Source organism: Tannerella serpentiformis (assembly GCF_003033925.1).
GTDB classification, from domain to species: Bacteria; Bacteroidota; Bacteroidia; order Bacteroidales; family Tannerellaceae; genus Tannerella; species Tannerella serpentiformis.
The window spans coordinates 2311424-2325110 of sequence record NZ_CP028365.1 but is presented as its reverse complement, the minus strand read 5'-3'; the positions used below and the strand labels follow the sequence as shown (position 1 = coordinate 2325110).

The window sequence follows — 13687 nt, the reverse complement described above, 5'->3', positions numbered from 1 at the left end:
CGCCGGCGAAGTTTGCTTGGTACGGGCTTTTGAGGTACCCGGCCAGCTTCCCAGCCTCGGCAGAGGCCGTCTGCGGACGCCCCTACCTATGTTCTCGAATCACTCATCACTCATTCATTGCTCAAGCTCATGAACCGATTACATCACTCACTCATCGCGCTCTTGGTCGCCCTGACCACATGGAGCGCCACGGCACAGACCGCCTACCGCGTGGAAGACGTGCCCAACGTGCAACTCATCGACTACACGCACTTCGTCTCCGACCCGGCCGACGCCATTGACGAGGCCGATGAGGCCGCGCTGAATCAACGCATCGGCCATCTCCGCGACTCGCTCGACGTGGAGATCGCCGTCGTCGTCCTGCCCGCTATCGACGGCGACAAGTACGGCTCCGCACGCGAGTTCGCCAACGAACTCTTCAACACCTGGGGCATCGGTAAGAAGGAGACCAACCGCGGCCTGCTGATCCTGCTGATCACGAACGAAGACAACCGCGAGATCACCTTCGAAGTCGGCTACGGACTCGAGGGCGAACTGACCGACGGGCTCTGCAAACTGATCCAAAAGCGCCGCATGATCCCCCCTATGAAAGAGGGCCGATACGGCGAAGGACTCTTAGCCGGAGTCGAAGAGGTGCGCAAAGTCCTCACCGGCGAATCCACCCTCGAGGCTGAAGAGGGGGACGATACGAACGCCTTCGTCATCATGGTCTGCTCCATCTGGTGGCTGCTCGGCGGCGGCGCCTTTGCTGCCCTGTTTTCTAAAGAGCGGAAGCTGGCCAAAACCGCCACGTCGTACTCCGAGGTAAAGGAGCTCAGACGGGAGCATAACATCTCCGTCATCGGCACCGGACTGCTCGTCTGCCAGTTCCCCGTGGTGCTGTTCTACTTCCTCTTCAGACTCTTCTTCCGGAAGTGGCTGCGCCCCCAAGTCAAGTGCGAGCAGTGCGGTGCCGTGGATCGCTTCACACAAGAGAAGGGCTACCCGACCAAAGAGAAGCGACCGTGGGGCAAGCTGTGGACTTATCACTACGTCTGCACCGAGTGTGGCCACGTGAAGGAGGAGAAGATCTTCAAATATTACTGGTGGGAAGGCCCCGCAAGTAGAAGATCTTCATCCGATAACGACAGCGGTTCTTCATGGAGCAGCGGCGGCGGCAGCTCGAGTGGCGGCTCTTGGGGCGGCGGCTCGAGCGGTGGCGGCGGCGCCAGCTCGCGTTTCTGATGCACCGATCCGCGGGGCGTCTGCGGAAGCCGGCGGGCGTCTACGGACGCCGGCGAAGTTTGCTTGGTACGGGCTTTTGAGGTACCCGGCCAGCTTCCCAGCCTCGGCAGAGGCCGTCTGCGGACGCCCCTACCTATGTTCTCGAATCACTCATCACTCATTCATTCCCCAAGTTCACGAACCGATTACCCCTCTTACTCATCGCCCTCTTGCTCGGCCTCAGCACCCTGAGCGCTGCGGCAGCGCCAGAGGCGTACCGCGTGAAGGACGTGCCCAACGTGCAGCTCACTGACCGCACCCGCTTCGTCTCCGACCCAGCCGACGCCATCCGTCCCGCCGACGAGGAGGCCCTGAACCGACGTATCGCCGCGCTGCGCGACTCGTTCGGGGTGCAGATCGCCATCGTCGTGATCCCCGCCTACGACGGGAGCGCGTACAACTCCGTGCGCGCGTTTGCCAACGAACTCTTCAACACGTGGGGCATCGGTAACAGGGAGACGAACCGCGGACTGCTGATCCTCCTCACGACCGGCACGGACAAACGAGAGATCGCCTTCGAGACGGGCTACGGACTGGAGGGCGAACTGACCGACGGGCTCTGCAAACTGATCATAAACCGCCGCATGACCCCCCTTATGAAGGAGGGCCGATACGGCGAAGGACTCTTGGCCGGAGTCGAGGAGGTGCGCAAGGTGCTGACTAAAGACTCGACGCTCGAGGCCGAGAAAAAGCGAAAAACAAGGAACCGGATACTGATTTGGTGGCTCGTAGGGCTGTTTTATTACGGCTTTTACCTCTACGAAGAGCGGAAGAAGGCGCAATACTCCATACACATCGCCACGATGGATCGGGCGAATCGGAAGGCCAACTCCATGGCGCTCGGTATGGGGATCTTCTTCTTCCAGATCCCGGCCATGTTGATCTACTTCCTCGTCAAATGGATCTTCCGGCGGCAGTTTGTTGCTGAGTGTTACTGTCCGGAATGCGGCGCCATGGGGCGTTTCAAAAGGGTCAAAAAGATCAGGTGCGGGAGGAGACGCTGGTCAAGGTCTACTCCGTCTGGTGTCGCAACTGTCACCATACGGCCGTCTTGGATATACGTCGGAGGCAGAAGCCGGCCCTCTGCCCTGAGTGCCGGTCCATCGGGACTCTTGACCTCGACACCGTGAAAGAGATGCAGCTGATCACGCTGGACGTCTACCACTTCGCGTGCCGCAACTGTGGACATATCGTGGAGGAGAAACTGCCGGCCAGAGTGAAGGAAAAGCACGCCTCATCGGACAGCGGTTACTATTTGGGGGGCAGCAGCGACGGCGACAGCGATAGCGGTGGATCGTGGGGCGGCGGCTCGAGCGGTGGCGGTGGCGCCAGCTCGAGCTTCTGACTCCCCCCTCGGGGCATCTGCGGAAGCCGGCGGGCGTCTACGGACGCCGACGAAGTTTGCTTGGTACGGGCTTTTGAGGTACCCGGCCAGCTTCCCAGCCTCGGCAGAGGCCGGACGCCGGCGAAGAAAGCCGGGTATGCGTTTGATGTAACCGGCTTTCTTGGCTGGTATCCCTTCCGACCCCTCGGGGCGTCTGCGGACGCCGGCGAATCTATCAGGGTACGCGTTTGATGTAACCGGCTTTCTTGGCTGGTATCCCTTCCGACCCCTCGGAAAGCTTCAAACAACCTGTTTCATCATTTCCGAGCCCTCGGAAAGCTTCAAACAACCTGTTTCATCATTTCCGAGCCCTCGAAAACCTTCAAACAACCTGTTTCATCATTTCCGACCCCTCGGGGCGTCTACGGACGCCGGCGAAGTTTGCTTGGTACGGGCTTTTGAGGTACCCGGCCAACTTCCCAGCCTCGGCAGAGGCCGGACGCCGGCGAAGTTTGCTTGGTACGGGCTTTTGAGATACCCGGCCAGCTTTCCTGCCTCGGCAGAGGCCGGAGGCGTCAGGGACGCCAGCCAAGAAAGCCGGGTACATGATGCGCGTACCGGAGTAGGGCGTATCGCATACGCCCTCACCGACGGCCCGCAGGGACGAATTTGAATGACGTTTGAATCGTGTTTGAATGACGATGAAACGGTGTTTGAACACGAGGAACACGCATTCGCCCCTTATACCGGGGCGTGTGGGAGGGCGTATGCGATACGCCCCTACCCTGCCGGCCGGCGGCTTCCGTGAACATAAAAAAGCCGGATACATGCAGAGAATTCCTCCACATGTACCCGGCTTTCTTGGCTGGCATCCCTGATGCCCCCGGCTTTCTTGGCAGGCGTCCCTGACGCCCCGGCTTTCTTGGCAGGCATCCCTGACGCCTCCGGCTTTCTTGGCAGGCGTCCCTGACGCCCCGGCTTTTAGTTTTTAGTTGCCTTATCCTTCAAGCACCTTCTGCAAGAAACGTCGGAGATCGTCGGGCGACTTGCCACGACGTTCGGCGTAATCCGCCAGTTGATCCTCGCCAATGCGGGCGATGCTGAAGTATCGCGAATCCGGGTGGGCGAAGTAGAAGCCCGCGGCCGACGAGGTGGGGTAAAGCGCACCGTTCTCCGTCGGGGTGATGCCGAGACCAGCAAAGTCGACGAGGCGATCAAGCGTGAAGATCAAGTCTTGGTCGGGCAGCGAGGGGTAGCCGACAGCCGGTCGGATGCCGCGGAAGTGCTCCTTGAACAGTTCGTCGAGCGGCAGATCCTCGTCCGGTGCGTAGCCCCAATACGTGCGGCGCACCTTCACGTGCAGACACTCGGCCGACGCCTCAGCCAGGCGGTCAGAGAGCGTCTGGAGCAGCATCAGGCGGTAGCTGTCGCCCTCGGCCTCGTAACGCTGACGGAGCGACTCGGTGCAGTTGCCGACGGTGACGGCGAAGGCGCCGATATAGTCTGTGCGGCCCTCCGTGGCGGGTATGATGAAGTCGGCCAACGAGAGGCACACGCCCCGCTCGCCGTCTGACTGCTGGCGAATGACGGGCACGAGCACATCCTCGCCGTTCGGGCCGGTGATACGGATCGTGTCGCCCTCCGAGACGGCCGGGTAAAGCCCGACGGCGGCGCGGCAATGCGCGTTCTCCGCCATCAGCTCGCGGAGCACAGCCTGCGCGTCGTCAAAGAGTTTCATCGCCTCACTGGCCTTCTCGCGGTCCTCGCCCTCGGCAAATCGCTCGAGCCACTCGGTGCGACACGACGGGCAGTCGTGCAGGCCGGCCAAGTCGGCGTAACGGCCCAGCAGACGCCAGGTGGTGAAGAAGAAGACCCAGTTGATGTACGTGGCCACGTCAGAGACGGGCAGCTCGATGTGTTGCAGACCGAGTGCATGGGGCACGTCGGGCGTGAACGCGGCCCAGTCGATCTTCAATCCCTGTGCGCGCGCTTCGGCGAAGGGTAACACCGGCTTCGGCGCACGGCCCGACTTAGCGCGACGCAGGCGTTCGTACTCGTCCGAGAGTTGCTCCACGTACGCATCGTGCGTATCCGGGTTGAGTAGCTTGGCCGCGATGAGCGGATTCTGCGACGCGTCGACGACGTGGATCACGGGATGATTGTAATGCGGGGCGATCTTGAGCGCCGTGTGCAGCTTCGAGGTCGTAGCACCGCCGACCATGATGGGCGTGCTGAGGCCCGCCTTCTGCATCTCTTCCGTCACATGCACCATCTCCTCAAGCGACGGCGTGATGAGGCCCGAGAGGCAGAGCAGGTCGGGCTTCTCCTCGCGCACGGTTTGGATGATCTTCTCCGCCGGGACCATGACGCCGAGGTCGATCACCTCGTAATTATTACATGCCAACACGATGGAGACGATGTTTTTGCCAATGTCGTGCACGTCACCCTTCACTGTGGCGAAGACCACCTTGCCCGCCTTGGCGGCACCCTCCGTGGACGTCTTTTCGGCCTCAATGGCCGGTTGCAGAATGGCCACCGCCTTCTTCATCGTGCGCGCCGTCTTGACCACCTGCGGCAGGAACATCTTACCCGCCCCAAAGAGTTCGCCGACACGGTTCATGCCGTTCATCAGCGGCCCGTCAATGATGGATACGGCACGGTCGTATCGCGTGAGCGCCTCGGCCAAGTCGGCCTCGAGGAAGTCACCGATGCCCTTCAGTAGCGCATATTCTAATCGCTCCTCGAGCGATCCGTCGCGCCAAGCGTCGCGTTGCACATTGTCCTGCTCGCCCGACACCTGCTCACTGTGGTTCTGTGCATAGGTGATCAGCTCCTCGGCCGCTTCGGGGCGACGCGCCAGGATCACATCCTCCAGCAGCGTGCGGAACGACGGCTCGATATCCTCGTACGTGACCGATGTCGACGGGTTCACAATACCCATATCCATACCCTCGCGGATGGCGTGATAAAGGAAGACGGCGTGCATGGCCTCGCGCACGTAGTTGTTGCCGCGGAAGGAGAACGAGAGGTTGCTGACGCCACCGCTGACCTTCGCCCCGGGCAGGTTCTTCTTGATCCAACCGACGGCGCGAATGAAATCCAGTCCGTAGCCGTTATGCTCGGCCATACCCGTTGCGATGGCCAGGATGTTGGGGTCGAAGATGATGTCTTGCGGAGGGAAGCCGGCCTTCTCGGTGAGCAATCGGTAGGCGCGCTCACAGACGGCGATCTTACGCTCGAAGACGTCCGCCTGACCCGTCTCGTCGAAGGCCATCACGACCGTAGCGGCCCCCAATCGACGCACACGCCGGGCATGACGGAGGAACTCCTCCTCGCCCTCCTTCAGACTGATCGAGTTGACGATGCTCTTGCCCTGTACGCACATCAGCCCCTGCTCTACGACGCTCCATTTCGAGGAGTCGATCATAATGGGCACGCGGGCGATGTCCGGCTCCGAGGCGATCAGGTTGAGGAAGATGCGCATCTCATCCTCGGCCTCCAGCAGGCCGTCGTCCATGTTGATGTCGAGCACCTGCGCGCCGTCCTCCACCTGCTTGCGGGCGATGGTGAGCGCCTCCTCGTACTTCTTCTCCTTGACCAGTCGGAGGAACTTACGCGAGCCAGCCACGTTGCATCGCTCGCCGATATTGAGGAAGTTGTTTTCCGGCTTCACCTCCAGCAGATCCAGTCCAGAGAGCCAGAGCGTGTCGGACTTGGGCGGTGCGGCGGGCACATGTGGCCGTTTGCCACGCGCCAGCTCGGGGAACTGGGCGATGTGTGCCGGCGTCGTTCCGCAGCATCCCCCGACGATGTTCACGAGTCCCTCGTCGATAAAATCCTTGATCTGCACGGCCATCTTCTCCGGCGTCTCGTCATACTGTCCGAACTGGTTCGGCAGGCCTGCGTTGGGGTAGGCGCTGATGTAGAGCGGCGCCAGATCGCCCATCTCCTTGAGGTACGGCTTCATGTCGGCCGCGCCGAAGGAGCAGTTCAGGCCGACGCTCAGCAGCGGGATGTGTTGCACAGAAGCGAGGAAGGCGCCGAGCGTCTGACCCGAGAAGGTGCGCCCGCCCTTGCCCGTAAGCGTGAGCGAAAGCATGATGGGCAGCTCGCGACCCTTGTCGTCCATCGCCTGAACGGCCGCCTCGAGGCCCGCCTTGGCGTTGAGCGTATCGAAAGTCGTCTCGAAGAGGATCACGTCCACGCCGCCATCCATGAGCGCATCGACCTGCTCGTAGTAGGCCCGAAAGAGGTCTGTGTACGTCACGGCGCGATAGGCTGGATCGCTCACGTCGGGACTCATCGAGGCCGTCTTGTTCGTCGGCCCTAAGGAGCCGGCCACGAAGACGGTGCGGTCTGGATGTTCCGCCATATACTCGTCGGCCAGTGCGCGGGTGAGGCGTCCGGCGGCAAGGTTCATCTCGCGGGCGAACTCCTGCATGCCGTAATCCTCCATCGAGATGGCATTGGCGTTGAATGTATTCGTAGAGAAAATATCGGCACCGGCGTCGAGGTATTGCCGGTGGATGTTGCGCAGGATGTCGGGCTGCGTGATGTTCAGTACATCGTTATTGCCCTTGATCTGGTTGGGGAAGTCGGCGAAGCGTTCGCCGCGATAGTCGGCCTCCGAGAGTCGGAAGCCCTGGATCATTGTCCCCATGCCCCCATCAAGGATGAGGATGCGCTCCTGAAGGAGCTGCTGTATGGTTTTCTTCGTCATAATAAGTGGGTGGTGATATATACGTGTAGTCAAATCAGATTGCTGATAGTCCTATCAGCGAAAAAGGGCGGCAAAAATAAGCGCGCGGACGGGCTTGCCTAATGCTCACTCAAACACATCCACCAGCAGGTACTCGATGGCTTGGCGCATGGAGAGGACGCCGCCGGTGTAGTTGTTGGCCATCACGGCCACGGCATAACGCACGCCGTCCTCGTCGTCGACATAGCCGGCGTAGCAGAGCACACGGCTCATGCTGCCGCCTTTCAGGCGTGCGCGGCCGTCCAGATCGGTGTCGCGCAGCATGCGGCGCACTGTGCCCTCACGACCGACCAGCGGCAGGGCCTGATAGAACGCTTCCGAGGCGCGCGACTGCGTGGCCATGTAGGTCAGCATGTCACAGAGGAAGGAGGCCGTCACCTTGCCCGTCACCGCCAGGCCGCTGCCGTCGTACATCCACAGCGAGGAGGCGTCCAGACCGCGATCCTGCCAGTATCCACGGGCCACTTGTGCGCCGCGCCCGAAGGACGACTGTTCGCTCTCGGTGAGGCGTCGGCCGAGCGTCTTGAGCAGGGCGTCGGCGTAGAGGTTGTGGCTGACGACGCAGAGGGAGCGGACGATCTCACGGAGGGGGCGGGAGTGGGTGGTGATGATCGGGCGACGCGGGCGCGACGTCTCACGTCCGGCCTCGGCCTCGATGCGCATGGAGGAGGGGCGCTTGCGGATGCGTATGCCGCGGTCGCGGAGGCGTTCGCTGACGTAACGGGCCACGAAGAGCGGCGGATCGGGCAGGTCGGCGCCGAGGTAAAGCCCCGAACGTCGCGCGGGGAGTGTGCCGAAGAGGGAGCGCTCGTTGGCGAAGGGGAAGCCGACGACGTAGGCGCTGTCTTTCGTTGCGGCGCGGAGGTAGTTGTGAAAGGTGAGTCCCTCGACGCGCGGGGTGACGGCGGTGACTTGCGGCGTGGTGCCCTTGGCGCCGCTGGAGAGCGAGATGCCGATGCGATTATCGAAGATGTTCAGGCCGTAGCAGCCCTGACCGTAGGAGCTGCCGAGGTCTTCGAGGAGCCACTTCATGGATACGCCCTCGTTGTCGAAGATACGTTCGTCGGCCACCACGGCACCGGTGATCTCGCGGATGCCGGCGGCGCGCACGGCGTCGACCCAGGCGTTGACGACGCTGTCTTTGGGGGTGCGCGACTCGGACGAGTTGAGCGTCGGATCGCCACTGCCGCGGATGTAGAGGTTGCCGTCCAAGACACCGTCCGGACGCAGTTCGCCGTCGTACTCCACGGTCGTTTCGAAGCGGTAATCCTCGCCGAGCAGCTCGAGGGCCGTGGCCGAGGTGACGGTCTTCATGACCGAGGCCGGCGTGAGCTGACGGTCGCCCTCGTAGTTATAGAGCGTCTTGCCGTCCTTGACGCGTTTGACGACGAACGAGACCGAGGCGCCGCGCAGGATGGGGCGTTCGATGAAGCGTCGTATGGGTTCCGGGATTTCGGCGGTACGCCCGGCCATAGCGGCGGGCGCGGCTGTGATCATCAGCAGGGCGCAGGCCATTATCCCCAGCGTCGGGGAGCATCGTCTTTGTCTTTTCATTCCTATTATATGTTTCGTGGCCGCAAAAGTACGGGCCTTTGCCCCCTCTCCCCACATTCCTCGCCGCGGAGATGAGGACGGGCGGCAGTAAATCGCTGACGGCCGCAGGAGCCCCGGAGGCCTTTGTTACATTTGCCCGTGAATTTTTCATGTAACTCATAATAACCATATCACTTATCACTCAATTCAAAATCATGGCAGAAGAAATCAAGAGACTGGCTCCTGAAGCCGTCTGGGGTTATTTCTATAACCTCACACAAATCCCGCGTCCGACGGGTCACATGAAACACATAACCGATCACCCCAAAACCTCTAGCCTCTGCACCGTGATAACAAGATGCCTGCTTTTAGCCCTGCTGATTCTCGGCGTTACGATCGAAGGGCATGCGCAATCCCTCTATGTGAAGACTTTCGGAAAGACCGACGGTGTGCCGCTCATCTTCCTGCATGGCGGACCCGGCTATAACGCCGCCGCTTTTGAATCCGTCGCCGCGCAAGCGCTGGCCGATAACGGTTTTCGCGTGCTTGTCTACGATCGACGCGGCGAGGGACGCAGTCTGCACACGGCAGCGCGCTACACCTTCGACGAGGCATTGCACGACATCGACAGTCTGTGCCGCACGTACGACCTCCATCGCCCCGTGCTCCTCGGCCATAGCTTCGGCGGCATACTGGCGCTGCTTTACGCCGACAAACACCCCGAACAGGTCCGTTCGGTCGTGCTGATGAGCGCGCCGCTGGCCCTGCAAGCCTCGTTCGACCATATCCGCAACCGTTGTCGCGCCATTTACGCCTCGCGTGCCGACAGCGTCAACCTGCGCTACATGAACATGCTCGACGCCATGGACAAGGGTTCGATGGAGTATGCCTCTTATTGCTTCATGCACGCGGCCGGGAACGGATTCTATGTTCCGAAAGCACGCACGAAGGAGGGGCAATCCGTCTACGCGGCGTTTGAGACGGACAGTGCGTTGTTTCCTCTTTCAAAACTCTCGGAGTGGCAGGCCCCGCAGGGCTTCCACCGCAACGAACACTATACGACGCTCGACCTGACCGACACCCTGCGCCGCATCTTACGTCGTGGCACGCCCGTCTATGGCCTCTACGGCGCGGACGACGGCCTCTATTCCGCCGCGCAGCTCGATGCCCTCCGCAACCTGCTCGGCCCCGACCACATGATCACGCTCGACTCCTGTTCGCACAACGTTTTCATCGACCGCCGTCACGCTTTTATCGAGGCTCTCACGCGCCATTGTAAAACGAAATAGCTGAGCCCCTCAGGACAGAGAGAGAGAAGAACCGCAGCAACCCCGCAGAGACGTCGCTATGCAAACGTCTCTACATTTGCCCGTGAATTTTTCATGTAACTCATAATAACCATATCACTTATCACCCAATTCAAAATCATGGCAGAAGAAATCAAGAGACTGGCCCCTGAGGCCGTCTGGGGTTATTTCTATGACCTCACACAGATCCCGCGTCCGACGGGTCACACGAAACAAGTAACGGATTACCTCAAGGCCTTCGGAGAGAAGCATGGCCTGGAGACGCACCAGGACGAGGTGGGCAATGTGCTCATCCGCAAACCCGCCACGCCGGGCTACGAGGGGCGGCAGACGGTCGTGCTGCAAGCGCACGTCGACATGGTGCCGCAGAAGAACGCCGGCGTAGCGCACGACTTCCTCCGCGACCCGATCGACGCCTACATCGACGGCGAGTGGGTCACGGCGCGCGACACGACCCTCGGCGCTGACAACGGCATGGGCGTCTCGCTGGCTATGGCCGCCCTGACCGACAAGACGATCAAGCACGGCCCCCTGGAGGGCCTCTTCACGATCGACGAGGAGGTGGGCATGGACGGCGCCGTGGGCCTCAAGCCCGGCTTCCTGAAGGGCACGATCATGATCAATGGTGACTCCGAAGAGGAGGGGCGCCTTTTCGTAGGCTGCGCCGGCGGGGTGGACATGAACATCAGCTTCCACTATCGCGACGGCGAGCCGACGCCCGAGGGCGACGTGGCGCTGCGACTGACCCTGGCCGGACTCAAGGGCGGCCACTCGGGCGTCGACATCCACCTCGGCCGCGCCAACGCCAACAAGCTCTTCTTCCGCTTCCTCAAGAAGGCCGTCAGCCACTACGATGTGCGCCTGGCCACGGTCGAGGGCGGCTCGCTCCGCAACGCCATCCCGCGCGAGGTCTCGGCTGTCGTCACGGTGCCGGCTGACCGCGTGGCCGACGTCGAGCAGCTCGTCCGCGAGCACGAGGCGCTCTACCGCGCGGAGTACAAGGGCGTGGAGGGCGACATCCGCTTCACGGCTGAGCGCACGGCCGAGCTGCCCGCCACGCTCATCCCCGAAGAGATTCAGGACGACCTGATCAACGCCGTCGAGGGTTGCCCGAACGGCCCGATCAGCATGCTGCACGACTTCCCGGGGACGGTCGAATCGTCGTCGAACCTGGCCATCGTCAAGTCTGACGACGCTGCCGGCCGGATCGACGTCAAGATCCTCGTCCGCAGCTCGTCCGAGAGTCGCAAGGATGCGCTCTGCTCGTCGATCGAAAGCGTCTTCTCGCTGGCCGGCGCCAAGGTGGAGCTGTCCAACCCCTACGGCGGCTGGCAGCCCAACATCGACTCGCCCATCCTGCGCACGATGGAGAAGGCCTACGAGTCGCTCTTCGGCCGTAAGCCGGACGTGACCGTCATGCACGCCGGCCTGGAGTGTGGCATCATTCAGGAGGCCTATCCGGACATGGACATGATCTCGTTCGGCCCCGACATCACGCACCCGCACTCGCCCGACGAGGCCGTGGGCATCGCCTCGGTCGAGAAGTCGTGGCGCCTGCTCGTAGCCACCCTCGAGGCCGTGCCGGAGAAGTAAGGGATCACCCCGAACTACACTGTCAATTGAGCTTTTCGGACTTGAAAAACGCCGATCTACACTGTCGATTCGGCTTTTCAGACTTGAAAAACGCCGATCTACACTGTCGATTCGGCTTTTCGGACTTGAAAAACGCCGATCTACACTGTCATTCGGGCTTTTCAGACTTGAAAAACGCCGATCTACACTGTCGATTCGGCTTTTCAGACTTGAAAAACGCCGATCTACACTGTCAACGGCGTTTTTCTGACTTATTACCCGAAAACTACAGTGTAGTTCGGGCCTTGCGCATAGGGATTGGTAGAAACTACAGTGTAGATCTCGCTATCCCTATAGAGCAAGCCTATTTATCACATTATAATAACTCCAAAAACAAATCACATGGAACCATTTACAATGGATTTACCGAGAGTGTTGCGCATTGAGCCAATAAGTACGGATCGATTAACCCTGCCGATCCATGAGATGTTTCATCGTAAACAGTACGACTTGGTCAAGGCCATCGACAACACCAAGCTGAAATTGCCCGCCAACCTCATGCCCAACTAGTATAAAGGGATTGAGGCCGAAGGCGACCTCAGCCGAGAATCAACCTTCTCTCGCCATACGGCCGAGCTACTGAAGAAAGACGAGGAACGCGACGAGCAGCTGGAGAGCATCTTCTTTATTGTTCGCGGTAACAAACTCTCCTCCGTCTCCGCCAATCGTGAAGCCGCCAAACGCATCGACGAAAAGCTTCGCGCCTATTATTCCGACACCCGTAAAGCCCCTTACGACAAGGAGAGCAGCCTGATCTTAGGTATCAAAAAAGACATGGCCGGCTTCTCTGCCGACATTGCCACACTGGGCCTGACCGCTTCCTTCACGCAGCCTTACACCATCAACGACGAGTATATCGAGCTGCAAAAGACACGCAGCCTCGCCGGGGCAGACTCCCAACTGCCTTTAGCCAGTACGGTCCGCCCGCTCACAGACGCGGCCTTCAACATCGTCTGTCAATACATCCTTTCGGCCTATCTCAACGCCACCACCGATGATGACAAGGCCCTCTTCGACCAACTCGTCGACCGCATGAACAAAATCTCGCGCGAGACACGAGCCACCCAGCGACAAATGCATGCGCAGCGTAAACCGAAGGATCCGAAAGAGCCGAAGCAGCCCAAGGATCCGAAGGACCCCAAGAAGCCCGATCAGCCGAAGGATCCCAAGAAGCCGGACAAGCCGGAGCAGCCCCAATCGCCTAAAGAAGGCGGCGACGGCAATCCCGACATCCATCTGCCGGAGGAGTAAACCGTGAAGCGGGGGGAGACCGTTGGTGTCCGTTTCTCCTCCCCTAAAAACAACGCCCCACTGCCATCGTAGGCGGTGGGGCGTTCTTATTCATCCCAAATCGGTCATAAGAGAGAGCACTAGGGCAAGAGTGCGTATCACATTCACCTCTTATGGGGCCTATGAAGAGGCATGATCAGAATCCGGGTACACATGAGGTGTATGCAATACGTCCCTCTCCCACCGACAGAGGTAGCTGTCTTCTCTTGGCCCACCTCAATCCGAATTCGTCCCTAAAAGCCTCCTATTCCGCTCCCAGAGGAGATCTTGATTCCTCTTCGCCCTCTTCTCTTTCTTCCTTCAAGGGAAAGCACATGGGATAACAGCAAAAAAAAGAATCCCTCCGCCGATCTTAATCGATCAACAGAGGGACTTCCCTTTCAAAAAACGGCAGCTACCTACTCTCCCACTTTTAGTTCAGCAGTACCATCGGCGTTACGGGGCTTAACTTCTCTGTTCGGAATGGGAAGAGGTGGATCCCCCGTGCTATAACTACCTTAATATCTTTCTTCTTCTGACATCTTCAGGACAAAACAAAGAGTTAAGACTCCGCTTTACATCGGATATCTACTACTCTTC

At 60.3% G+C, this 13687-nt stretch carries 9 protein-coding genes and 1 rRNA gene; 7 read left to right on the top strand and 3 right to left on the bottom strand.

Translation table 11 applies throughout. The features are described 5' to 3' along the window. The first annotated feature begins 129 nt into the window (after positions 1 to 129). From C7123_RS09825 to C7123_RS09815, 3 genes are all read left to right on the top strand, one after another. Positions 130 to 1224: a TPM domain-containing protein gene (locus C7123_RS09825; RefSeq protein ID WP_069176332.1), complete on the top strand. Its 1095-nt coding sequence runs from the start codon at positions 130 to 132 to the stop codon at positions 1222 to 1224. Positions 1225 to 1433: 209 nt separating this feature from the next. After that, positions 1434 to 2393, top strand: a complete 960-nt coding sequence (locus C7123_RS09820; RefSeq protein WP_069174908.1) for a TPM domain-containing protein — start codon at positions 1434 to 1436, stop codon at positions 2391 to 2393. 5 nt (positions 2394 to 2398) lie between these two features. Then, positions 2399 to 2608: a hypothetical protein gene (locus C7123_RS09815; RefSeq protein WP_159049893.1), complete on the top strand. Its 210-nt coding sequence runs from the start codon at positions 2399 to 2401 to the stop codon at positions 2606 to 2608. A 976-nt stretch (positions 2609 to 3584) separates the two neighbouring features. Here the strand turns inward: C7123_RS09815 and metH are convergent. After that, positions 3585 to 7307, bottom strand: a complete 3723-nt coding sequence (gene metH / locus C7123_RS09805) for a methionine synthase (protein WP_069174906.1) — start codon at positions 7305 to 7307, stop codon at positions 3585 to 3587. Between the two features lie 105 nt (positions 7308 to 7412). Then, entirely contained in the window at positions 7413 to 8900 is a 1488-nt protein-coding gene (gene dacB / locus C7123_RS09800) for a D-alanyl-D-alanine carboxypeptidase/D-alanyl-D-alanine endopeptidase (RefSeq protein WP_237269308.1), read from the bottom strand. A gap of 281 nt (positions 8901 to 9181) precedes the next feature. Here dacB and C7123_RS09795 point away from each other — a divergent pair, with 281 nt between their 5' ends. The 4 genes from C7123_RS09795 to C7123_RS09785 all read left to right on the top strand — a co-directional run bounded on the left by C7123_RS09795 (position 9182) and on the right by C7123_RS09785 (position 13069). Then, positions 9182 to 10168, top strand: a complete 987-nt coding sequence (locus tag C7123_RS09795) for an alpha/beta fold hydrolase (protein ID WP_069176331.1) — start codon at positions 9182 to 9184, stop codon at positions 10166 to 10168. Positions 10169 to 10306: 138 nt separating this feature from the next. After that, on the top strand, positions 10307 to 11779 hold the full coding sequence (locus tag C7123_RS09790; RefSeq protein ID WP_069174904.1) for an aminoacyl-histidine dipeptidase: 1473 nt from the start codon (positions 10307 to 10309) through the stop codon (positions 11777 to 11779). Between the two features lie 396 nt (positions 11780 to 12175). After that, positions 12176 to 12328 carry a hypothetical protein gene (locus tag C7123_RS12975; RefSeq protein ID WP_159049892.1) on the top strand — a complete coding sequence of 51 codons (153 nt, stop codon included), beginning with the start codon at positions 12176 to 12178 and terminating at the stop codon, positions 12326 to 12328. A 9-nt stretch (positions 12329 to 12337) separates the two neighbouring features. Continuing rightward, on the top strand, positions 12338 to 13069 hold the full coding sequence (locus C7123_RS09785) for a DUF6261 family protein (protein ID WP_317046614.1): 732 nt from the start codon (positions 12338 to 12340) through the stop codon (positions 13067 to 13069). A gap of 424 nt (positions 13070 to 13493) precedes the next feature. Here C7123_RS09785 and rrf read toward each other — a convergent pair. Further along, a 5S ribosomal RNA gene (rrf, locus tag C7123_RS09780) occupies positions 13494 to 13608 on the bottom strand. Positions 13609 to 13687 lie beyond the last annotated feature (79 nt).

Bases quoted from the DNA above. Each gene is read 5' to 3' on its own strand.
- metH (WP_069174906.1), bottom strand. From the start codon at position 7,307: ATGACGAAGAAAACCATACAGCAGCTCCTTCAGGAGCGCATCCTCATC.
- dacB (WP_237269308.1), bottom strand. From the start codon at position 8,900: ATGAAAAGACAAAGACGATGCTCCCCGACGCTGGGGATAATGGCCTGC.
- C7123_RS09815 (WP_159049893.1), top strand. From the start codon at position 2,399: ATGCAGCTGATCACGCTGGACGTCTACCACTTCGCGTGCCGCAACTGT.
- C7123_RS09790 (WP_069174904.1), top strand. From the start codon at position 10,307: ATGGCAGAAGAAATCAAGAGACTGGCCCCTGAGGCCGTCTGGGGTTAT.
- C7123_RS09825 (WP_069176332.1), top strand. From the start codon at position 130: ATGAACCGATTACATCACTCACTCATCGCGCTCTTGGTCGCCCTGACC.
- C7123_RS09795 (WP_069176331.1), top strand. From the start codon at position 9,182: ATGAAACACATAACCGATCACCCCAAAACCTCTAGCCTCTGCACCGTG.
- C7123_RS12975 (WP_159049892.1), top strand. From the start codon at position 12,176: ATGGATTTACCGAGAGTGTTGCGCATTGAGCCAATAAGTACGGATCGA.